Annotated in this window: 17 protein-coding genes; 13 read left to right on the top strand and 4 right to left on the bottom strand. The window is 70.8% G+C overall.

Going from position 1 to position 22,593, the window contains the following annotated elements:
- Positions 1-10 precede the first annotated feature (10 nt).
- Positions 11-964: a lysophospholipid acyltransferase family protein gene (locus tag ACP59X_RS02365; protein WP_428564519.1), complete on the bottom strand. Its 954-nt coding sequence runs from the start codon at positions 962-964 to the stop codon at positions 11-13.
- A gap of 113 nt (positions 965-1,077) precedes the next feature.
- Here ACP59X_RS02365 and ACP59X_RS02360 point away from each other — a divergent pair, with 113 nt between their 5' ends.
- The 4 genes from ACP59X_RS02360 (at position 1,078) to ACP59X_RS02345 (ending at position 6,397) form a co-directional block, all read left to right on the top strand.
- Entirely contained in the window at positions 1,078-2,019 is a 942-nt protein-coding gene (locus tag ACP59X_RS02360; RefSeq protein WP_428564516.1) for an NAD-dependent epimerase/dehydratase family protein, read from the top strand.
- A 59-nt stretch (positions 2,020-2,078) separates the two neighbouring features.
- Entirely contained in the window at positions 2,079-2,543 is a 465-nt protein-coding gene (locus tag ACP59X_RS02355) for a hypothetical protein (protein ID WP_428564513.1), read from the top strand.
- Positions 2,544-2,564: 21 nt separating this feature from the next.
- Positions 2,565-4,172 (top strand): O-antigen ligase family protein, encoded by a 1,608-nt coding sequence (locus tag ACP59X_RS02350; protein ID WP_428564510.1) that lies wholly within the window; start codon positions 2,565-2,567, stop codon positions 4,170-4,172.
- 1,937 nt (positions 4,173-6,109) lie between these two features.
- Positions 6,110-6,397, top strand: a complete 288-nt coding sequence (locus tag ACP59X_RS02345) for an exonuclease V subunit alpha (protein WP_428564507.1) — start codon at positions 6,110-6,112, stop codon at positions 6,395-6,397.
- Positions 6,398-6,480: 83 nt separating this feature from the next.
- On the opposite strand, the gene ACP59X_RS02340 is transcribed toward ACP59X_RS02345, so the two are convergent.
- A complete protein-coding gene (locus tag ACP59X_RS02340) occupies positions 6,481-8,742 on the bottom strand; it encodes a GumC family protein (RefSeq protein ID WP_428564504.1) in 2,262 nt (753 codons plus the stop codon).
- Positions 8,742-9,614 carry a polysaccharide biosynthesis/export family protein gene (locus ACP59X_RS02335; protein ID WP_428564501.1) on the bottom strand — a complete coding sequence of 291 codons (873 nt, stop codon included), beginning with the start codon at positions 9,612-9,614 and terminating at the stop codon, positions 8,742-8,744. Before ACP59X_RS02335 ends, ACP59X_RS02340 begins: the two co-directional genes overlap by 1 nt.
- Before the next feature lie 184 nt (positions 9,615-9,798).
- Here ACP59X_RS02335 and ACP59X_RS02330 point away from each other — a divergent pair, with 184 nt between their 5' ends.
- From ACP59X_RS02330 to ACP59X_RS02290, 9 genes are all read left to right on the top strand, one after another.
- A complete protein-coding gene (locus ACP59X_RS02330) occupies positions 9,799-10,812 on the top strand; it encodes an efflux RND transporter periplasmic adaptor subunit (RefSeq protein WP_428564497.1) in 1,014 nt (337 codons plus the stop codon).
- A 115-nt stretch (positions 10,813-10,927) separates the two neighbouring features.
- Positions 10,928-12,388 (top strand): oligosaccharide flippase family protein, encoded by a 1,461-nt coding sequence (locus ACP59X_RS02325; RefSeq protein ID WP_428564494.1) that lies wholly within the window; start codon positions 10,928-10,930, stop codon positions 12,386-12,388.
- Positions 12,385-13,995 carry an alkaline phosphatase family protein gene (locus ACP59X_RS02320; protein ID WP_428564491.1) on the top strand — a complete coding sequence of 537 codons (1,611 nt, stop codon included), beginning with the start codon at positions 12,385-12,387 and terminating at the stop codon, positions 13,993-13,995. The genes ACP59X_RS02325 and ACP59X_RS02320 overlap by 4 nt, the downstream gene beginning before the upstream one ends.
- Before the next feature lie 71 nt (positions 13,996-14,066).
- A complete protein-coding gene (locus ACP59X_RS02315; protein WP_428564488.1) occupies positions 14,067-15,695 on the top strand; it encodes a chemotaxis protein CheA in 1,629 nt (542 codons plus the stop codon).
- A gap of 122 nt (positions 15,696-15,817) precedes the next feature.
- The gene (locus tag ACP59X_RS02310; RefSeq protein ID WP_428564485.1) at positions 15,818-16,270 is read left to right on the top strand and encodes a response regulator; all 453 of its coding nucleotides are present in this window, start codon (positions 15,818-15,820) and stop codon (positions 16,268-16,270) included.
- Positions 16,255-16,779: a chemotaxis protein CheD gene (locus tag ACP59X_RS02305; RefSeq protein WP_428564482.1), complete on the top strand. Its 525-nt coding sequence runs from the start codon at positions 16,255-16,257 to the stop codon at positions 16,777-16,779. Before ACP59X_RS02310 ends, ACP59X_RS02305 begins: the two co-directional genes overlap by 16 nt.
- A 4-nt stretch (positions 16,780-16,783) precedes the next feature.
- Positions 16,784-17,350, top strand: a complete 567-nt coding sequence (locus tag ACP59X_RS02300; protein WP_428564479.1) for an SEL1-like repeat protein — start codon at positions 16,784-16,786, stop codon at positions 17,348-17,350.
- Positions 17,347-20,322, top strand: coding sequence for a glycosyltransferase family 39 protein (locus ACP59X_RS02295; protein ID WP_428564476.1), 2,976 nt, complete (start codon positions 17,347-17,349; stop codon positions 20,320-20,322). The genes ACP59X_RS02300 and ACP59X_RS02295 overlap by 4 nt, the downstream gene beginning before the upstream one ends.
- A gap of 253 nt (positions 20,323-20,575) precedes the next feature.
- The gene (locus ACP59X_RS02290) at positions 20,576-21,388 is read left to right on the top strand and encodes a glycosyltransferase family 2 protein (protein WP_428564473.1); all 813 of its coding nucleotides are present in this window, start codon (positions 20,576-20,578) and stop codon (positions 21,386-21,388) included.
- Here ACP59X_RS02290 and ACP59X_RS02285 read toward each other — a convergent pair.
- Positions 21,330-22,337, bottom strand: a complete 1,008-nt coding sequence (locus tag ACP59X_RS02285) for a polysaccharide deacetylase family protein (protein ID WP_428564470.1) — start codon at positions 22,335-22,337, stop codon at positions 21,330-21,332. The two genes, ACP59X_RS02290 and ACP59X_RS02285, sit on opposite strands and share 59 nt — an antisense overlap.
- Positions 22,338-22,593: the final 256 nt, after the last annotated feature.

The following is a 22,593-nucleotide window of genomic DNA, read 5'->3' as shown; positions in this document are numbered from 1 at the left end:
CCTGGCCCGTTCAGGCCGGCTCCTCGAAAAACGGCTCGTGGCCGCCCCGGGCCATCAGCAGGCGGAAGGCCAGGAAATAGAGGTAGTGGCTGGGATTGGCCACAACAGCCAAGGAAAGCCGCTCGGCCAGGTGCGCCGTGGCCGCCGTGGCGCCGTCGACGTCCACCGCGACCGGTGGCAGCGCCGCCTCGATGCGCAGGGTCAGGTGGCCGTTTGCCGCCCGCTCCATGAAGCACGGCAGGACCGCGGCCCCCGTCTTGCCGGCCAGCAGCATGGGGCCGAGGGAAAAAAAGGCCCGCCGGCCCAAAAAAGGCACCGCCGCCCGCCGCTCGCCGCCGCCGCCGTCCACGGCCACGCCCAGGACATGGCCGCCGCGCAGGCAGGCGAAGGCTTCCTTGAGCCCGCCGAAAATATTGACATGGGTGACGGGCAGGGCCTGCTCGTGGGCCCAGCGCAGCTCGCGCGTGCGCCGCACGACCCGCCCCCTGGCCTCGGGCAGCTTCTCGTTGAGCACCGTGGCCGGGGCGGACAGCTGCCACATCCGGTAGCCGGCGTGGCCAATGGCCGCCATGACCATCTGGTTGGCCCCGTAGTGGCCAAAGGCCAGCATGGCCCCTCGGCCGTTCCCCAGGGCGGCGTCCAGGTGTCCCCGGCCGGCGATGGTCACCAGGGCGGCCGTGCGGGCTGGCGTGAGGCGCGGGAAAAGCAGCACCTCCAGGTCGGTCTGGCAAAATTCCACCAGGGCCTTGCGGGCCAAAGCCAGCCGGGCCACCGGATCGTCCGGCACGCCCGGCACGTAGCCCGCCGCCTCGGCCATGCCGGATATCCGGGCATTGGGCACGCGGCCCAGCGCCCGCCCCAGCCACCGGGCCAGCCCGTGGGCCGCCCCGTCCGGCAGCGCCCAGACAAGATGCTTGAACGGATGCCAGTATCCCCAGACCAACGCGTCGCGCAGCATTCGCATGACAAAACCTCGCCCAGGCCCGGGCGGTAGCACGGCTGGCGGGTGTCGGGCAAATGGTGTATGGCCGGGCCACGCGACCCTGTCGCCACCACTCCACATACAAGGACAAACGCATGCGCATTCTCGTCACCGGCGGCTTCGGCTATATCGGCAGCGTGCTCGTGCCCGAACTGCTGGCCCTGGGCCACGAGGTCACGGCCTTCGACATCGGCTGGTTCGGCCGCCACCTCCCCGACCACCCCAAGCTCACGGCCGTTGCCGGCGACACCCGGGACATCGATTCCGTGCCCGTGGCCGGCCACGAGGCCATCATCAGCCTGGCCAACGTGGCCAACGACCCCTGCGGCGACCTCGACGCCAAGCTGACCTGGGAGGTCAACACCCTGGCCATCATGAAGCTGGCCGAAAAAGCCGTGGCCTGCGGGGTGAAGCAATTCCTCCACGCCTCCTCGGGCTCGGTCTACGGCGTCAAGGACGAGCCGCAGGTGACCGAGGACCTGCCCTGCGTGCCCATCTCGGACTACAACAAGACCAAGATGGTCAGCGAGCGCGTCCTTTTGAGCTACGCCGACAAGCTCGCCCTCCAGATCATCCGCCCGGCCACGGTGTGCGGCTACTCGCCGCGCATGCGCCTGGACGTGGCCGTCAACCTCCTGACCATGCAGGCCCTGGCCAAAAAGCACATCACCGTCCTTGGCGGCGACCAGACCCGGCCCAACATCCACATGAAGGACATCGTCCGGGTTTTTCTGCATTTCCTGGAAACCGGCGACAAGTACACCGGCATTTTCAACGCCGGCTTCGAAAACATCTCCATCCTCGACCTGGCCCAAATGATCGTGGAGGTGGCCCCGGCGGAAATCGAGATCAAGCCGTCCAACGACCCCCGGTCCTACCGCCAGAATTCCGACAAGCTCCTGTCCACGGGGTTTACGCCCAAATTCGGCGTGGCCGACGGCATCCGCGACGTGGCCGGGGCCTTCGCCTCGGGCGCGCTTTGCGACGAGGACCGCTGGTACAACATCCGCACCATGAAAACCCTGCCCCGGTTGTAGGCCCGCCCCGGCCCGGGCCGCCAGCAAGTGGCCCGGGCCGGGCGACAAGGAGCATCGCCATGGAAAAAAGGGAGTTCCCCTGGGGACGCGTTGTCACCGCCGGCGTTATGCTCCTCGTGCTCAACCTGGCCGGCGTCGTCTGGCTGAGCCTGTCCCAGGAGCGCCTGCGCACCGACATGGCCGCCCTGGACCGGGACGTGCGGGCCATCCCCCCGGCCGCGCCCTGCGGCGACACCGAAGCCCTGGAATCCGAAATCGCCGCCCTGCGCCAGGCCATCTCGGGGCTGGCCGCCAAGGCCGACAGCCCGCGCCCGCCCAAGGATGACACCAAGGCCCTGGACCGCCTGGCCGGGGAGGTCAAAGGCCTGGCCGCCAAGGTCGACGCCCTGGCCGCCGCCAAGGCACCCCCGCCCAAACCGGCCAAAAACGGCAAAGCGGACCAGGCCACGCCCCGGCCCCAGGCGCCCGCCGCCCCGGGCACGCCCTATTACGGCCCCGGCTATCCGGGCTGGCCGGGGTATTAGGCCCGCGGCCGGCGGCCAGCCATGACGGCCCACGCCCTCGCCCCCCCCCGCCCCTGGCCGGTGGCCCTGGCCCTGGCCGGGCTGGCCGCGGCCGCCACGGTCCTGTTCCAGGACTGGCGGCTGGCCGCCGGCGCCGGGGGGCTGGCCGTATGCGCCGCCCTGTTGCGCTTCCCCTTCGCCGGCCTGTTGTGCACGGCGGCACTGTTGTTCGTCGGCACGCCGTCGCTTAAAATCGTCCACGCCCCGGGCGTGGTCAGCCAGTTCTTCCCGGCCATGCTCATGCTGCCGCCGGTCGTGCTGGGCTTTCTGGCCAAGGCGGCGGACGGTCCACGGCGCACGCCCCTTCGCCGCCAGGGCGTCACGCCCCTGGCCCCGTTCGTCCTGGCCGTGGTGACGCTCCACCTGGCCGGGCTCGCCTGGGCGCCTCACGTCAATTTCGCCCTGGGCCAGGTGGCCACGGTGTGTTTCGACGCCGTGTTCTTCTGGGTCCTCGTGGCCGCCGTGTCCGACGCGCGCCGGCTGCGGGCGCTGTGCTTGGCCATAACCGCCTCGGCCGTGCTCGTGTGCGCCACTATGGTCTGCGGCGCCCTCTACGACTGGGCCGGCACCATCCGTCTGGCCACGGGCATCAGCCTCAATTTCGAGCTTTTTTCCGAAGCCCGCTGGGGCCGCATCGGCGGGCTGTGCTCGGCCAATCAGTCCGGCGGCTTCCTGGTCTTCGCCACCTTCGTGACCATCGGGCTGGCCCTGCTCCACCGCCGGCTGGTGCGCCTGCTGCTGTGCCTGCTGGCCCTTGTCTTCCTCACCTTCGTGGTGGTTTCGGGCTCGCGCGGGGCCATCCTCGGCTTTCTCGGCGCGGCCGGCACCTTCATGGCCCTGCACGAACCCACCCGGCGCCGGCTGCTCAGCCGTTCCACCCTGCTGGCCCTGGCCCTCGTCGCGGCCATCCTGTGCGGCAAGCCGTCGTTTATCGACCGCATGCTGGTCGGTTTCGGCTACGACGGGCCGCTGATTTTCTCCCAGAAAAAAAAATCCGAATCCTCCTCCAACGTCAGCGGCTCGGGGGCGCGCTTTCGCATGTGGAAGCAGGCCCTTTCGGTCATGGCCGACCGGCCCGAACTTTTCGTTCTGGGCCTTGGGCCGGGAGGGTTTATCTGGCACACCCGCGAACCCGAGGTGCACAGCCTCTGGCTGGCCTTTTTCTTCGACCTGGGCCTGCTCGGGGGGCTGGCCGGCCTTCTGGGGCTGGCCGTTTTGGCCGCCTCGGTGGTCATGGCCCTGCGCCGGGCGCCGCCGGGGCCGGTGCGGACGCTTTTTGTGGCCGTAGTCGTGGCCGCCGTGGCGGAAGTTGGCCTGCACAGCCTCATCGACCACGACTTGACCTCGCCCGTGTCGCGTTTCGCCTGGCTCTACGTCGCCGTCCTGGCCGCCGCCCTGCGGGTCGCGCGCACATTGTCCGCGAACCTGCCGCGTTCGCGTGGAGGAAACGCCCATGAGACGCCTTGGCCGCCTGGCCCTCGCCGTCCTGTGCCCGTTGGCGCTCCTGGCCCTTGTGGCGCCACGCCCCTGCCCGGCCCAGCCGGACCCGGAGATGCTGGTCCGCCAAGCCCACCAACTGGCCGCCCGTGAGCGCGCCGAGCCCACCACCGCCGCCAACGCCGCCGCCCGCCTGCGCGAACTCCAAGGCCTGCTCGGGGCCATGCGCTTTTCCGGCGCCTTCACGGGCCTGGAGCAGATCTGCCCGCCGGTGTCGCTGGCGGCCATGATGCGCGAGCAGGCCGCCGGGCGCCTCGACGCCCTGCCGCCGCTGCTCGCCCCCTGCCTGCTGGCCATGGGCAGCCTGGGCCGCCTGGACGCGACGGCCGCGCCACCGCCGACCGAAGCCGCATCCCGGCCCGGCGCCCCGGCCGCCCGACCGGCCGTGCCCGGGCCGGGCATTCCCCCGGCCGCCGGCCTGGGAACACTCCCCGGCCCGGGGGCGGGGACGGCCGTCGCTGCGGGAAGTGCCCCGTCAGGCCCCGGGCCGGCCGCCGTCGCCCCGCGCCCGGCCGTGGCCGTCACCGTGGAACTGCCGAGCACGGCCAAGCGGCTGACCGTCTCCCCGGCCGTCCCCACCCAAACCGACGGCGCCGGGCCGCAATTCCCGGCCACGGCCCTCACACCCCAGGCTGGCCGGCTGCGCCTGACGCTTTCCGACATCCCGGTCTACATCGAGGAAACGCCGCGCGAAGCGCCGCCAAGCCCGGCCGAACGCCTGCGCTCGCCCTTCGGCGCCCATCCGGCCACGTATCGGGGCGAGGACCCGCCCTTTGCCCTGGCCCGGGAACTCGGCCTCGGCTGGCACCGCGGCGTGGCCTGGTGGGTGGATATCCAATCCGACGCGGACCTGGCCGCCGGCCGGTTCGACTTCTCCCGCCTGGACGCCCAGCTCGCGGCCATGGGGCCGGGCCTGCAGGCCATGCTCACCATCATGCTGCCGACCCGGCTGCGCCAGGACACCACGGCTGGACCCGCCGGCCCGGGTCTCCCAGGAGCCGGTCCGGGGCTCGGCCCGGCTGAGGGTGGCGCCGCACCGGGTCTCGGTGCGGCTGTGGCGGGAGCCGGTCCGGGGCTCGGGCCGGCCATCGGACCGGGCGCGGCCCCGACCGCCGGGCCGGGCGGACCGGGATTGCCCGCCCCCCCCGCTGTCAAGGCCGACGGGTCCTGGGCGCTGGGGCCGCCCCTGGCCGCCTACGACGCCTTCATCACGGCCCTGGTGACCCGCTACGGCCTGCGCCCGCCGGCCGGGGTCCCTCGTGTTTCCTGCTGGCAGTTCGAAAACGAGCTGGACCTGTCCCGGGCGCGCAACGACGCCGCCGGCTACGCCGCCCTGCTGTCGCGCACCGCCCGGCGCATCAAATCGGTGGACCCCAAGGCCACGGTCCTGGCGGCCGGGGTTTCGGGCGAGGATTTCGAGCGCAACTTCCAGGCCTCTTACCTGCCCATGCTGCGAGCCCTTGGCGGGCAAGGCTTCGACGCCTTCGACCTGCACGCCTTCGGCCGGGCCGGGGACTACAAGGAACTGGCGGCCATGGCGGCCGTGGCCAGGCAGGCCCTGGACGCCACCGGCTTTGCCCGGACGCCCATCTGGCTGACCGAGACCGCCACCTACAGCGGCGCGCCCACCGCCCCGCCGGGCCTGCCGCCGCAAACCGAGGCCGACCAGGCGGCGGAGCTCGTCCGGCGCGGGGTGTTCGCCCTGTCCCTGGGCATCCGGAAGGTCTTCTGGGCCATGGTGCGCGAGGGTTTCCATTTCCGAAACGGGGTCTTCGACCACGTGGGCCTGACCACCGACGCCCGGGTCAGCCCTAACCGCCCGGACGGCACGCCCAAGGCGGCCTTCTTTACCTATCGCCGGCTTTGCGCCAAACTGGCCGGGTGCGAGCCGAGGCCCGAGCGCCTGGCCCTGGGGCCGGACGTTTACGCCTACCGTTTCCGCGCCCCGGGCGGCCGGGCCGTCATCGTCGCCTGGGCCGATCCCGGGCCGCCCCCGCCAACCCTGTCCCGATGAGCAAAAGGAACCCAGCATGCCCCATTCCGACGCCGGCCTCTTCGATACCGCCGCCTACGCCGAAGCCCTGGCCTTTGCCCGAAGCCTGCGCGACCCGGGCAAACCCCTCGATTTCCCGAGCTATTCCGATTATGTGCGACTGGTTGCCGAACGCGTGGTCATCGACCTCGATGCCTTCGACCCGGATATGGCCGATTTCCACGAGCTGCCCGAGACCTACGAGCTGGCCTACCTGACGGCCCGGCTCGAACGCCTGCGGGCGCGCATCGCCGCCGAGCGCGGCCTGGATGTGAGCGTCCTGTAGCGGCTGTTGCCCGTACTGCCCGGGAAGGCTCGGGCCGGGGTGCCCGCGGCCCGGATGGGCGCGCCCCGCAGCGGTAGCGGGCCTTACGCGGCCACGTTCGGGGCACGCCGGCGGCGCAGGCGGGACAGAATGGCCCGCCACTGCTCCCGGGGCGAGAGGTCGTCGGCCGGCACGCCCGAAAGCACGGCCAGGGGCGCCCGGCCGCAAATCGCGCGGCCGGCCTCGGCCGCCTCGGCCACGGCAGCCGTGCGCGTGCGGCCAAGCCCGGCCACGAGCACGAGCTCCCCGGCCGCCCGGGCCAGGGTCAGGGCGTCGTCGCAGCGCCCAAGCGGCCCGGCCAGGACCAGCACCCGGGGAAAACGCCGGCCAAGGACCCCCAGAACCGCGCCGGGGCCAGGCCCGTCCAGCAGCCGGTCCGCCGCCACCTCCGGCACCCCCCGCCCGGCCGGCAGCACCGTCAGCGCCGCAACCGGCCCCGGGACCAGCACCGCCTCCAGGGCCACTTCCCCGGCCAGAACCTCGGCCAGCCCCGGGCCGGACGGCAGGCCGGCCAGATCGCCCAGGGCCGGAGCGCGCAGGTCCGCGTCGACCACCAGGGTCGGCGCGCCGGACCGGGCCACGACCTCGGCCAACTCCCAGACCAGGGACGGCGTGCCGTCGGCCGGCGCCAGCCCGGCCAGCACCACGACCCGGCCGGCGCCCTCCCCGGCCGACACGGACATGGCCGGCGCGGACGCGGCCGGAGCGGACGCGGCCGGAGCGGGCATGGCCGGAGCGGACGCGGGCGCGAACAGCGTCTCGCGAAGCCGCCGCAAGGCCTGGGCCCGGGTCGTGCCCGAGCGCTCCGGCACGGCCGCCAGCACCGTCATCCCGGCCGCTTCCAGGTGTTCCCGGCAGCGGACCGTATCGTCGGCCCAGGCGGCCACAAGCGCCGCGATCACGGCCAAAAAGAGCCCCCCGGCCAGGCCGACCGCAGCCATGAGCGACCACTTGGGCCGCATGTAGTCGTCGATCTTGCCCGGCCAGATGGCCGGATCCACCAGGTGGGCGATGGACAGGTCCAGGCCTTCGCCGATACGGGCCATGGATTCCAACTGGTTGAGGCTGGCCATGAACGTCTGGTTGGCGTCCACCCGGGCCGAGACCAGGGCCGAGGCGGCGGCCCGGCCGGGAAAGGCGTCGGCCCTTTTCTCGACATCGGCCACAAGCGCGCCGAAGGCCGCGTCCTGGCACTCGTAACCGGCCACCTGGGAGGTGTATTCGGCCGCCCGTTCGCTCAAATAATTGTAGGTCGGGTCCGTGGACACGGTTTCCGAGCCGAAGACCTTTTGGGCTTCGCCCTTGATGATGCGCTTGGCTTCCTCGATCTTGTTCTCGATCTCCCGGACCTGGGGATGTTCGGCGGTCAGCCGGCTCTTGGCCGCGGCCAGATCCATGTAGAGGTCGCGCAGGGTGAGCTTGACGGAATCGATCAGCGACGAGCGCTGGGTGGATTCGGACGTCTTGCGGAACTCCGGCCGCTTGGCCAACTGGGTCTTGACGTTTTGCAGCATGCCCTGTGCCCGGATCAGGCTCAGGCGGTTGGAATCGCGATCCGCCGTCAGGGTATAATAGCGCGAGACGAGCTGCTGGCCTTCGGAGGTGAGGTCCACGATCTTTTCGGCGCGGCGCACCTCGCGCTGGTCGGCCAGGGCCTGTTCGTAGGTGGCCTTGGCCGCGGGCATTTCCCGGGCCACGGCCTCGGCCAGGGAGCGGCACTCGTCCTGGCGCATGGCCGTCTCCCGCTCCACGAAGGATTTGGCCGCCGCGTTGGCCAGGTCCATGGCCAGTTGCATGGACGCCGCCGAGGAGGAAAATTCCAGGATGTCGGAATCCTCCATCATGGCCGCCTTGAGGTACGGCCGCGGAAAGATCAGGTGGACCAGGGACTTGTTGGTCAGCTCCTCGTAGGTCATGGGCCGAAGCCCCAGGCGGGGGGCGAAATGGTCCACGAGCAGGCGGACGAAGGGAATAAATTCCAGCAGTTGCAGCGATTTGCGCTTGCGCTGGAGGTCGAGGCCCTCGATCACCGGCCGCAGCACCGGCACGGTCGCGGCCAGGTCCTCGTAGGTGGCCCGTTCGGTGTCGGTCAGGGAGGCGGAGCTGACCATGGCCGAGTCCAGGGACACCCGGCCAAGCAGCGTGGCCTTGGTGGAGGAATGGTACAGGTAGACCTTGGCCGAGGCCACGTACTGGGTCTCGCACAAAACCGTCAGCAGCACGAGGACGCCGAACACCGAAACGAACGTCCAAGCCGCAAGCGCCCGGTGACGCCACAGGACGGCGAGAAGCTGGCGAAGTTCCACTATTGCACCGTGAACACGCCGCCCTGGCTGTTGCTCAAGACTTCGCCGGCCACGGGCTGGGACTGGTTGACGATGGTCGTCGAGGTGGTGACCGGCCCCTGGAAGAGGTCGTTCACCGCGTCGCGCAACTGGGGCAGGAAGATGACGAAGCGTTCGGCGTTGATGACGGCGTTTAGGGCTGCGGTCAGGTGGCCCATGAATTCCTCCACCGTGGCCCAGGTGCTTTTGGGTACATAGAGGATGTCGCCGCCTTCGAGATAGCGGTTGAACCCCGTCACGCCCTCGCCCACGGACGTGCCCAGGCGCATGTCGAGGATGTAGGCGTGGGGCGTGTCGCCCTCGGGGCGCAGGAGCACCACCGTGGAGCGGCCGGCGTTGTCCGTGAAGCCGCCCGACCGGGCGATGGCCTCGAACAGGTTCATGTCGTGGTCCACGGACACCACGCCCTGGGTCTTGACCTCGCCGAGCACGATGGCCGTCTGGCTGCGCAGCGTGGCCACCGTCACCGTCACCTGGGGGTCGACGACATACTTGGCGTAGGCCCCGGCCACGGCCGCGCGCAACTCCGAGACCGTGCGCCCGCCGGCCTTGACCTCGCCGGCCAGCGGCAGGTGGATGTTGCCGGCCTCGTCCACGCGCACGGCAGTCTTGAGGTCCTCGTTGCGCCACACTGACACCGTGACCTCGTCGCCGTAGCCCAGGGTGGCCCGGCGTGCGGCCAGGGCCCCGGTGGCGTCCCGGGAGGTGGCCACCGGCGGGGGCGACGACGGTTTGGTACAGGCGGCGGCCGCAAGCAAAACGGCGACCGCGACCGCCAGAAGCCCGAAACGGCCACGGGCGCGCGAGGCGAAGGAAACGAGGGCTGCCGGCATGGGGCTCCTTGCGGGGATACCGAAATGTCCTTTCTTAAGGAATTCCGGGTCCGGGTGCAAGACAGGCCCGGGCGCGTTGTGGTCCGGGCCGACATGCGGTAGAAGCGTCCAGGCCGCCCGCCGCAGCAGGCGCCATCCGGCGGCAGCGCCGCCAGCAACCCCACAAGGGCCATCCAGGCAATCTATGACACGTATGAAATCCCTTTGCGGCCTCCTGGCCGTCCTGGTCGTCGGGCTGGCCGCGACCGTGCACGCCGAGACCGTGACCTTCCTCGGCAAAAGCTACTGCCCCATCAAGTACGACATCACCTGGCCCTTCGTCACCAAGGCCGACAAGGGCAGGATGCAGGGCAGCGGCGTGACGGCCAACGTCTACGAACTGCCCAAGGAACAGGCCGTCGAACAGAAATCCGCCATCGAGCTCGGCTCGGACATGAGCCGCCTGCTCATCCTGTCCGCGCCGCTCAAGGTCGGCGACCCGGTCTCCGAAGACCAGATCCTGGTCGCCTACGAGTTGCCGCTGGAAAACCTCATGGCCGAAAAGCAGGCCCTGTCGCGCTCCGAGCTCAACAGCCTGGAGCACGGCCTGTCCATCGTGGAAAACCAGCTGGCCCAGGTGCGACAGCACCAGGCCGACCTGGAAAACATGGCCGCGGACAAGGCCGTGGCCCCCAACGACGTGCGCTACAACGCCCAGGAAATCGAAGCCCTCATGCTCCAGCGCGACTACCTCATGGAGGAGCGCGAACTGGCCAAGCAGCGCCATGACAACGCCGTCATCATCGCCAAATCCAAGTACGGCAAGGACCAGGACATCCACAAGCTGCCGCGCGTGGGCTACATCCGCGCCCCCTCGGCCGGCTACGTCCTGTGGACCAATTCCAGCCTGGTGCCGGGCATGGCCTTCACCAAGCAGGCTTCGCTGATGTCCATCGGCCGCATGGACCCCATGCTGGTGCGGGCCTCGATCCACGAAATCCTCGCCCAGAAGCTCAAGGTCGGCGACCCCGTCACCATCGCCTTCCACGCCCTGCCCGGCAAGACCTTCAAAACCACCATCAGCAAGGTGGATTTCGTGGCCCAGCCGGCCATGCTCCAGCAGCCCTCCTTCTACGAGATCGAAATGAGCCTGCCCAACCCCAACCAGGGCATCAAGGAAGGCATGCGCTGCGACGTGTCCGTGGAGTTGGCCAACTGACCACGGCCCGGGGGGCGGCCGGCTTTTTGCGGGCCGCAGTTTACGGGTTCCCCGGCCCGTGCTACAGGGCGGAGGTGTTTTGCGCCCCGCGCCATACCGAGGCGAGGCCCGCCGCGTGACGCCGCCGCGCCCCTCCCTGGCCCGCAACTTCCTGGCCCTGGCCGTTTCCCGCGCCGTCCAGATCGCCAGCGGGTTTTTCGTGCTTCTGGCCGTGGCCCGGGGACTGCCCCTCGACGCCTACGGCGAATACGCCTCGCTTTCGGCCCTGGCCGGGGCCGTGGCCGCCATGACCTATTTCGGGATCCAGCAGATCATGATCCGGGAAATGGCCGCCAGCCCGGCGGCCGGGGCGGCCCTGGTCGGCCAGGCCCTGGCCTTGCGGCTGGCCATGATCGCCCTGGCTGGGCTTGGGCTGGCCGCTTTTGCCGTTGCCGCCGGCTACGGCCGGCAGGCCCTGATCGGCCTGGCCCTGGCCTTTGCCGTGGAGGCCTGCCGCTCCCTGGCCATGCTCGGCTGCGCCGTGTTCCAGGCCAAGGAGCGCATGGGCTACGAACCGCCCCTGTCCATCGTCGCCGGCCTGGCCGCCATCGCCTTCGTGAGTGCGGCGCTGTGGCTGCGCCTGGGCTACACCGGCGTCCTGGCCGGCCTGGCCCTGGCCTCGGGGCTGCACATGGCCCTGGTGTGGTCCGTGGCCGCCGGGCGGCTGGTGCGCCCGACGTTTCGGTTCGAGAAGGCCGCCCTGTGGCGCATGTGCGCCGCCTCGGCCGTGGTGGGGCTGGGCATTTTCTTTCACCAGAACCTGTTTCGGGCCAACACCCTGGCCCTGTCCTGGTGGGCGGGCCTGGCCGCCGTGGCCGATTTCCAGGCGCCCCACGAATTGATCCTCAAGCTCGAGATCCTGCCCCAGGCGCTGATGCTGGCCGTTTTTCCGGCCCTGTCCCGGCTGGCCCCCATCGACCCCCTGGCGGCGCGGCGGCTTTTCCGCCTGATTTTCCGTCACACCCTGCACGCCATGGCCCTGCCCTCGATCCTGCTGGCCTTTTTCGCCGAGCCGGCCTGCCTGCTGCTTTTCGGGGAGAAGTTCGCCGGGTCGGCCATGGTCCTGCGCCTGCTGGCCCTGGCCCTGGCGCCGCTGGCCCTGGACATGCTCGTCAACAACGTGCTGGTGGCCATCGGCCGGCAGCGCTACGCGCTTTATTACGCGGCGGCCGCCCTGGCCGCCAACGTCGCCGGCAACTGGTACGCCGTGCCGCGCTACGGCGCCGTGGGCTCGGCCGTGGTGGCGCTTTGTTCCTATCTGTGGCTGCTGGTGTTTTCCAGCCGCTTCGCCGCCAGGCACGGCTTCCGGGCCCACGGCCTGGGGGCGCTTTTGCGCGTGTTGTGCGCCGGCGGCGCCTGCCTGGGGGCCTGCTTCCCCCTGCGCCACCTGCCCCTGGCCGGCCTGGCCGCCGGCACCGTGGTCTATTGCGCCGTCCTCGTGGGGCTTAGGGCCTTCGGCCCCCATGACCTGGCGGAACTGCGCTCCGTCATGAAACCCCGCCCCCAGGCGGCGGGACGTCCGGGAGAACAGGCATGAACGCCGCCCGCATCGTGGTTGTCGGCTGGGACGGGGCCACCTTCGACATCATCAAGCCCCTGGTCGCCGCCGGGCGCATGCCCGTCCTGGCGCGGTTCCTCGCGGAAGGCGCCCACGGGCCCCTGTGCTCCACCGTGCCGCCCGTGACCCCGGTTGCCTGGACGAGCTTCGCCACCGGCGCCTCGCCCGGCCGCCACGGCATCTTCGACGCCCTGACCCTGGACCGGGATACCCACGAGGTGCGTTTCGTCTCGGCGGCCATGCGCCGGGCCGCGCCGGCCTGGGCCATCCTGTCCGGGCGCGGCCGGCCGGCCGGCGCGGTCAACGTGCCCGTGACCTGGCCGCCCGACCCCGTGGACGGCTTCGTCATCCCGGGCATGTTCACCCCCACCGACGCCACGGCCTTCGTCCACCCGCCCGAACTCCAGGCCGAAATCGAGGCCCGCTTCGGCGTGTGCCGCGACTCGCCCAAGCTCGACCCCGACCCCGGGCGCTACCTGGACAACCTGCTTGCCGGCGTGGACGCGCGCTGCGAGCTGACCCTGTGGCTCATGGCGCGCCGGCCCCTGGACTACTTCTGCTCGGTATTTATGGAATCCGACCGGGTGCAGCATTTCTTCTGGGCCTACCGCGACCCGGCCCATCCGCTCCACGCCAGGCTCGGGCAGGCCATCGAGGCCGTCTACGAACGCCTGGACGCCGCCCTTGGCCGCATTCTCGACGCCTGCCCGCCGGACACGGCCGTGGCCCTGGTGTCCGACCACGGGGCCGGCCCCCTGCGGCGGGCCATTTTCCTCAACCGCTGGCTCATGGACCAGGGCCTGCTGGTGCTGTCGGGCGACCTGGCCGCTTTGGCCGGGCGCCAGCCCTCCCCCGCCCGCCGGGCCGTGGCCGCCCTGGCCAGGGCGGTGCTGCCCGAATCCGTACTGGATGCCCGGCGGCGGGCCAAGTCCAAGGCCCATGCCCGCATCAACAACCTCTTTTCGGCCATCGTGGACTGGGAGCGCACGGCCTGCGTCTCCGAGGGCATTGCCGGCGGCATCTTCTTCAATCCCCGCGTGGTGACCGACCGGGCGGCCCTGACGGCCCGGCTCAAGGCCGGGCTGCTGGCCATCGTCGACCCCGAAACCGGCCAGCCGCCCTTCATGGCCGTCCATGCCCGGGAGGAGCTTTACGACGGGCCGGCCCTGGGCACGGCCCCGGACGTGGTGACGCTGTGCGGCCCGGGCTATCAGGTGCTCGTGCCCCACGAAATCGCGCTGTACGGCCAGGGCGCGCCGACCGGGCTTTTCGCGCCCCACAAATGGAGCGGCCGCCACGAGCAGCACGGCATCTTCGCCCTGCGCGGCCCGGGCGTGGCCGCCGGACTTGCCCTGGCCGACGCGGCCATGCCCGACGTGACGCCCACGCTGCTCTACGCCCTGGGCGAGGCCGTGCCCGACACCATGGACGGCCGGGTGCTGGCCGCCGCCTTCACCCCCGAAACCCTGGCCGCCCGCCCGCCGGCCGTGGCGCCGGGCGCGGCCACCGAGGCCGCCGCGACCGCTACCGACGGCGAGGCCGCCGCGAGCCTGGCCGACGAACTGTCGGACCTCGGCTACATGTAGGCCGCCCCCAGCCCCTTGCCTCCGGGGCGGTTGGGCCGTAAGTTCGACCGGCGCGTCGCGGCGCGCCCCCTATGGCCGAAGAAGACAAAATTTTCGAACTGTTCGCCGAAAGCTGCCTGGAGCAGTTGCGCGGCATCGAAGCGGCCATCCTCGACCTGGAAACCGCCGGCCCGGGCGTGCTCGACGCCAATGTTGCGGCCGTCTTCCGGGCCGCCCACACCATCAAGGGCGATGCCGGCGCCGTGGGGGCGGCCCCCCTGGCCGAGCTGTGCCATGCCGTGGAGTCGGTCCTCGACACCGTGCGCCAGGGCGGCCGCCCCGTGGGGCCACGGCTCATCGGCGAACTGCTGGCCGTCTTCGACGTCATCCGGGCCATGGCCGAGAACCCCAAGGCCGCCAAGCAGCGCGACATTGCCCCGGAAATGGCCCGCATGGCCGCCCTGCTCGGCCCGTCGCCGCCGGATGGGGGTGCCGTGGATGCCGCGCCGGCCGCCGCCCCTGTCGAAGACGCGCCCCCGGCCGAGGCGAACCCCGACGAACGCATCAAGAAACTCGCCATCCCGGCCCGCGAACTCGACATCCTGGTGGACCGGGTGGGCGAACTCGGCATCGCCCAGGCCAGGCTCGCCTCCCTGTCCCAGCGCCGGGCCGACGTGGAACTGCGCGACGTGGCCGAGGAGGTCGAGCGCCTGGCGGCACTGCTGCGCGACCAGGTCCTGGGGCTGCGGCTTTTACCCATCAAGGTCAGCTTCCCCAAGTACCGCCGGCTGGTGCGCGACGCCAGCGCCGCCCTGGGCAAGGATGTGGAACTGGTCATGGACGGCGAGAACACCGAACTCGACAAGGCCGTCATCGAACAGCTCAACACGCCCTGCATCCATCTGCTGCGCAACGCCGTGGACCACGGCATCGAGGCCCCCGACGTTCGCGAAGCCCTGGGCAAGCCCCGGCGGGGGACCGTGACCCTGTCGGCCCGCCAGGAAGGCAACGACGTGGTCATCGCCATCCGCGACGACGGCGCGGGTATCGACGGCCGCAAACTGTGGCAAAAGGCCGTGGCCCAGGGGCGGCTCGACCCGGCCAGGCCCTACGACCCCGCCGCCGCCCTGGAACTCATCTTCCTGCCGGGCCTGAGCACGGCCGAGGCCGTGGGCGCGGTCTCGGGCCGGGGCGTGGGCATGGACGCCGTGCGCGACGGCATCAGCGCCCTGCGCGGCCGCGTCGACGTGGCCTCGGCCGTGGGCGCGGGCACGGTCTTCACCCTGCGCCTGCCCGTCTCCCTGGCCATCATCGACTGCCTGGAGGTGCGCCTGGGCCAGGAAACCTATTTCCTGCACCTCGACTACGTGGAAGAATGCCTGGAACTGCCGCCGGGCCTGCACCTGCGCCAGGGGCGCGGCGTCATGGAGCTTCGCGGCACGGCCATGCCGCTGGTGTGCCTGCGCCATTTCTTCGGCCTTGACGACACACCGCCCGCCTGTTCCCATGTGGTGACCGTGCGCCGGGAGGAAGGCCGGGCGGGGCTGGTCGTGGACGGCGTGGTCGGCCGGCGCCAGGCCGTGCTCAAGCACCTGGGCCGGGCTCTGGGCAAGGTGCCGGGGGTCCTCGGCGGCACGGTCACCGAGTCCGGCGACATGGCCCTGGTGGTGGATGTTCCGGAATTGCTGCGCGCCGCCAAGGCCACGGACGGCGGCGCCTGATGCCAAAGAGAAGACATGGCGATCGTTTTGTTTTGAAAAAATAATCAAATCAGCATGTTATATAAACGATTCTGCCTTTGAATTTGGATTGGAACGAGACCTCAAGACCTGGAGGGCCGACCATGCCGCGCGCGCTCATCGTCGACGACAGCCGCTATCAGCGCTTCCTCATCATCCAGGCCCTGGAAGGCCTTTTCACCACGGCCGAGGCGGCCAACGGCCGCGAAGCCGTGACCCTTTTCAGCGAAGCCCTCGACCGGGGCGAACCCTTCGACCTCGTCGTCATGGACATCCTCATGCCCGTGCTTTCCGGTCACGACGCCCTGGCCGGCATCCGCCGCGTCGAGGCGGCCAAGGGCCTGGCCGAGGAAAAACGCACGCCGGCCGTCATGCTCTCGAGCCTCGACGACCCCGGCAACATGCTGCGGGCCCAATTCGAGTCCGGCGCCCAGGCCTACGTCACCAAGCCCTTTTCCCCCAAGACCCTCCTGGAAGCCCTGGCCAGCCTGGGCGTGGTCGACAACCCCTTAAGTGACGACACCGCGGACCTGGAATTTTCATGCAAGGCCTTCTAGAACGCTTTCCCGACCATTGCCTGGCCTTTCTCAACGTGGCCCAAGGCGGGCTTTACGAACGGCCGACCATGGCCCACACGGTGCTCGGCTCCTGCGTGGCCGTCACGTTTTTCGCCCCGCGCCACGGCTTGGCCGGCATCTTCCACGCCTTGCTGCCCCGGGCCGCGGAGTACAGGCTCCACTCGCCGGAGCAGACACCCTACAAATTCGTGGACACGGCCATCACCACCTTGGTCCACCGCCTGACCCGCCGGGGCGTGGCCCTCGGCGACATCGAATGCAAGGTCTTCGGCGGCGCCAGCGCCCTGTTTGCCGGGGACATGTCCGTGGGCCGGCGAAACGTCGAAGCGGCCTTCGCCACCCTGGCCGAACTGGGGCTGCGCGTGTCCGCTTCCAACGTGGGCGGCGAACGCGGCCGCAAGATCGTCTACGCCTCGAGTTCGGGCGAAATCTTCGTGCGCATGCTCAACAACAACGTCGCCAACAGAATCGGCGAGACCCCGCGCTGAGCCCATGCCCGGCCGCTTCCGCCGCTGCGCCGTCCCCTGGCTGCTGGGCCTGTCGGCCGCCCTGGCCCCATGGGGGGCCGTCGGGGTCATGGCCGCCCCCTGCCCGGGGCTGCCTGCCGACGCTCCGGCCAAGGACCTGGTGCAAGCGGCCTTCGCCCGTCTGGAAACGCCGTCCGCAACCCCGCAAGCGGCCCGGGAAGCGGCTTTTTGCCTGGAAGCGGCCTTTGCCGCCGGCGACCCGGGCGCGGCCGCCGCGCGCGGCCAGCTGGCCGCCTCGGGCCGCGCGGGACCGGTCGATCCGACCCTGGCCGCCCACTGGTACCTCCAGGCCGCAAAGGCCGGCTCGCCTCAGGGCCACCTCGCCCTGGGACTGGCCCTGGCCAGGGGCGAAGGCCTGCCCCGGGACCCCTACTGGGCCTACTGGCGCCTGGGCCGGGCCATGGCCCTGCCGGGGCTGACCGCCGCCGAACGCGAGCTGGCCGGCCGCGAGGCCGCGGCCGTGGCCGCGCAGCTCAGCCCGGCCGAGCGCACCGCCATCGAGGCCAACCTGGCCCCGCCCGCCGCGCCATGAGCCGTTTTCCCCGCCCCGTCCCCGGGCCGGGCCGGCCGGACCGGCTGGAATGGGCCCTTGTCGGCGCCGTCACCCTCCTCGGCCTTTGCCTGCGCCTTTTCGCCGTGGACGTGGTGGGCCTGTGGTGGGACGAATTCGTGACCCTGGGCCGGGCCGCCTGGCCCCTGGCCGACCTGCTGCCGTCGCTGGCCTTCCAGGGGCCAAGCGACGTGAGCCTCGACTCCTCGCCGCCGCTTTTCCATCTGCTCGTCCACGCGAGCCTGGCGCTTTGCGGCCACAACGACGTGGCGGTCAAGCTGCCGAGCCTCGTGGCCGGCACGCTGACCATCCCGATGGCCTGGCTGCTCGGCCGGCGGCTTTTTTCCCGGGCCACGGGCCTGGCCGGGGCGACCATCACCGCCGTGTCCCTTTTTCATATCCACTACTCCCGCGAGGCCAGGCCCTACGCCCTGTACCTGCTGTGCGCCCTGCTGGGGCTTTATTTCCTGCTGCGGGCCATGGACTCGGGACGGCGCCGGGACTGGCTCGGCTTCGCCCTGGCCAATGCCGCCATGTTCTATGCCTCCTACCTGGCCGCGGCCACGTTTTTCGCCGAAGGCTGCATCGTCTGCGGCCGGGCGGCCCTGAGCTGGCGCCACGATCGGGCCGGGGCTTGGCGCCTGCTCGGCCAGGCCGCCCTGGCCGCCGCCCTGGTGCTACTCGCCTACCTCCCCTGGCTGCCCGGCCACCTCTTCCAAGTGCGCACCATCCACGCCGACGGCCCCACGGGCGACCGCTTCGATTCGGCCGGCTTTTTCGCCGTGCTCAAGGCCTTTACCGCCATGCACGACCAGTCCGGCCAGCCCTGGCCGGCCCTCCTCGGCGGCCTGTCCCTGCTCGGGCTCCTGCGCCATCTGCGCCAGGGCCGCTGGCGGGCCGTGGCCGCCCTGGCCGTCTGGGCGGGCAGCGCCTTGGCCATGGCCGCCGTGTTGCCCACGCAAATCCACGTCTCCATCCGCTACCTGGTCAACCTGTTTTTTTTCTACGCCTACCTGGCGGCCGGCGGCGTCGAGGCCCTGACGGCCGTTGTCCCCCGGCGCCTGCCCCGGGCCGTGCCGGCGGCCCTGGCCGTGCTGGCCGGCCTGGCCTGCGGCTGGCCCATGGTTCAGGCCTTGCCCGTCTACGTCAAGCGCGACAGCCCGAGCATCAAAAGCGTGCTGGCCGACCTGGCCCTTTCGCGCGACAATGTGGATTGGCTTTTGTATTACCGCAACCGCCACCTCAAGATCGTGGCCGACTGGTACCTGGGCGGCACCTTCCGCACGGCCGCGAGGCTCGGCGACCGGGCCTACCGGCGCTTCTACTTCCTGTCCCCGGGCGAGGCGGCCGACAAGCGGCCACTGCCCGGGCTCGTCCCCGTGCGCCGGACCTTCTGGGCCGACATCGACAAGGGCGGCTGCGTCAACCGCGCCCCCCTGCCCCTGGACGTTCCCTACGTAGCGGATTTTTCCGGCCTGACCTTCTACGCCGAGGTGTTCGCCGCCGAGAACATGGCCCCGGACCAGGGCTACGACACCCTGGGCCTGTACGATTGCCGCCGGCCCGGCCGGGCGGTCTTCGCCTTTGCCGTGCCGCCGGGCACGCGGGCCGGCCAGGCCCGGGCGACCGTGAGCCTGGACCTGCGGCCGGGCAAGGGCGGATTGCCCGAATCCAGGGCCACCATCCTGGCCGGGACGTCGCTGGACGCCCTGCGCCCGGTGGCCACGGCCACCGCCCGGGATTTTCCCCCGGGCCAGTCCCGGCTGGACCGCGCGGTCGCCCTGCCGACCCCGGACCCGTCAACGGGGCTGGTATTCCTGGCCGTGGAACTCGTGGCCGGCCGGGTGGACGGCTTTTTGGAAATCGCCGGCCTGCGCCTCGATCCGCCGGCGGACCTGCGCCTGGCCGAAGGCGCCGCGCCCTTGTGGCGGCGCCGGGCGGCGGCCATTGCCGCCAACACCCGTATCCTGCCGGGCCTTGGCCCGGCCGGGCAGGCCCTGGGCGGCACGGCCCTTTACGGGTTCGCCGCAGTGCCCGAGCCTGCCCTCGGCCTGGGCGGCCCGGAAGACCTGGACGCCTACCTGCGCGCCTATCCCGACGATCAACCGGTGGCGGCCGTTGCCGACGCAAGCGGGGCCGTGCGGGCCCGCTACTTCGACCCGGGCCTGCGCCGGCCCTTCACCGGCCTCAAACCCGGGGCCTGCCTGGTTGCGCCGGGATTCCCCGGCCCGGTCACGGCCCGGGGGCTCGTGGCCGCCAGCCCCGTGGCCGGGCAGCACCTGACCGTCGGCCAGGCCACGGTGGCCTTGCCCGTCGGCGGCCCGGACGGCGCCAGGCTGCTCCTTGGCGACGACGGCACGGGCCTGCTCCATTTCGCCCCGACCTTCGACCGCCCCCTGGCCGCCGTCACCGGCGCCACCTTCCTGGCCGACAACCTGGCCGCCGTGCCCGGGGCGCCGGCCGTCACCTGCGCCGGGGACGCCCCCTGCTTCCTCGCCTATGCCGTGACCGCCCCGGCGGACCGCCCGCAGGCCAGCCCCATCACCGGCTTCCGCCTGGCCTGGTATCCCCGGGTGCTCACCGACAACACCGGCCACAACCGGATAACCGCCGCCTATTCCACGGACGGCGCGACTTATAGACCGCTTGGCGAACTACGCAGCGTCGGTGATTTCTTCTGGTACGGCGGGGCCATGCGCATGGTACGGGAAGTGCGGTTGGCGCAGCCGGCCGACAGGCTCTACGTGCGTTTCGCCCTTTCCGGCGGCGGGGCGCAGCTGTGGAGCGCGCCGGGATCGCCCCTGACCCTGGACGTGGACCTGGCCGGCACGGGCTTTGCCGGCCTGGCCCTGCCGGCCGGGGCGATCCCGGCGGCCAGCCCCGACGGGGCGGCCGCGATCTTGCCGACCCTTGCCCCGCCGCCCCTGGCCCACGGCCTGCGGGAGCACCGCTAGTCCGCGCCCCTGAAACCACGGAAGTATTTTCGAGAAAAGCGTTATCCTCAGCTGTCGCACCGGAAAAAGCCCCTCGCTTGTGCAGGGTGCGACAGGCGCCGCCGCATCCGGCCGCGGCCGGGCTGAGCGGCAGGCAACGGTTGACAGACACCCCGATTTCGGGATTAGTGCGACGTTTGGCCGCGCATCCCATCGCGCGGCGCACTCCGCCGGATCGCACACGATCCGGCGATCCCCCTGGAGCAACACGCCCATGATGCACGGAAAAAAAGTGGTGGTGGTCATGCCTGCCTACAACGCGGCCTCCACCCTCGAACGGACCTATGCCGAAGTGCCCAAGGACATCGTGGACGAGGTCATCCTCGTCGACGACTGCAGCCGGGACAACACCATCGAACAGGCGCAACGGCTGGGCCTTCGCTGTTTTCGCCACCACCGCAACTGGGGCTACGGCCGCAACCAGAAGACCTGCTACGCCGAGGCCTTAAAAACCGGCGCCGACGTGGTCATCATGGTCCACCCCGACTACCAGTACACGCCGAAGATCATCCCGGCCATGGCCAACCTGGTGACCTGCGGCGAGTACGACGCGGTGATCGCCTCGCGCATCCTCGGCGGCACGGCCCTGCGCGGCGGCATGCCCCTGTACAAGTACGTGTCCAACCGCTTCCTCACCGCCAGCCAGAACCTGCTGCTCGGGGCCAAGCTGTCGGAATACCACACCGGCTACCGGGCCTTTTCCCGCGAGGTGCTCGAAGCCCTGCCGCTTTGGGAAAATTCCGACGACTTCGTCTTCGACAACCAGATGCTGGCCCAGACCATCTACTTCGGCTACCGCATCGGCGAGGTGTCCTGCCCGACGAAGTACTTCGAGGAAGCCTCGTCCATCAACTTCCGCCGCAGCTGCACCTACGGCATCGGCGTGCTCCAGACCTCGCTGCAGTTCCGCCTCCAGAAATGGGGCCGCAAGCAGTACGCCATCTTCGACGGAAACGGCCGCGGCCTGTCTAGCCCCAATCCCGAGTACTACGCCGACGAGACGCCGAGCTGCGATCCGGCCAATTAAACGCCGGCCCGGCCAGCTCTCCCAGGGTCACCCCCGCCACGTCATAGGTCCGCCGCAGCCAGCCGGCAAAGCGGCGGACCTTTTTCAGGAACGCCTCCACCGCCGCCTGGTCCGGAAAATGCGGGCTGGCCCCGGGCAACAACTCCGAGGAATGCCAGAAAAGCGTCACCACCCGCCCGCCCCGGCGGACATGGGCCCGCACGGCCAGGCGCATGGTGGCTTCAGGCATCCAGACCGGATTGACGCCGAGGACCAGGGTCCGCATGAAGGCGGAAAGCACCGCGTCGCGGGCCTTGGCCGGCAACCGGCCGGCCAGGGCCGCCACAGCCGCGGCCGAGCCGGGGACCAGCGGCACCTGGGTGGTGGGCGCTTCCAGGAGCCTGGCGCCCCCGGCACCGGCCGGGCGCAGCCAGTAGGGATCGGCCGGGGCCAGAAAGTGGTCCGGGCCGCCGGGCACGTGGCGCAGCGGCGCCACGCTCGAATCCACGACGAAGCCCGCCTCGGGCAACACGGCCATGGCCCGCTTGAAGAGGTTCCACCGGCCCATGCGAAACGACACGGCCCGCCGGCCCGCAAAGGCCGCCACGGCCTCCTGGAGGGCCTCCAGCTTGGCCCGGAAGGCATCGAGGGGCATCACGGCCGTGGACACGGGTTCGGGCCAGGGCATGTCCGGAAAGGGCGGCGTGTTCCAGGGGTGCAGGTGGGCGCCGAGTTCCCCACCGTCCGCCGCCAGCAGGCCTTCCAGCACCCCCAGGCTCGGGGCGTGGGTCAGCACCGGATAGTCGCACAGATAGGTCAGCGGCAGGCCGAACTCCCGGGGCAGGAAGGCCAGGCGGCGCAACAGCGGGATGTTGGTCAGGCCGGCGCCGCTTCGCGGGTAGGCGCCGGAAAAAAGCCCCTCTTCTTCCACGTCGAGGCTGACAACCAGGGCAAGTGTGTGTTGCGGCATGCGGCAAACTCCCGGCGGGCATCCTAGCCGTGGCCAAGGAAATGTACAGTGCCGCGTGCCGCACGCGCCCCAAGACCAAGGCACGGACATTGCATTAGAATTTGTACGGCCCCTGTCATGAAACACCTTTGCCTGGTGATTTTCCTCGATTTCCTTGACTGCCTCGTGTAATGCTTATTTTCAGGATACCGCCGGTTGCCCGTGCGTTCCCGGGATCACGATATGAAAAAACGCCTGCCTTATTCACAAGTTACCG

This window comes from Solidesulfovibrio sp. DCME (genome assembly GCF_049995385.1).
GTDB lineage: Bacteria > Desulfobacterota > Desulfovibrionia > Desulfovibrionales > Desulfovibrionaceae > Solidesulfovibrio.
Note: the sequence above shows the minus strand (reverse complement) of the source record. Positions and strands in the feature narration are given on the sequence as shown.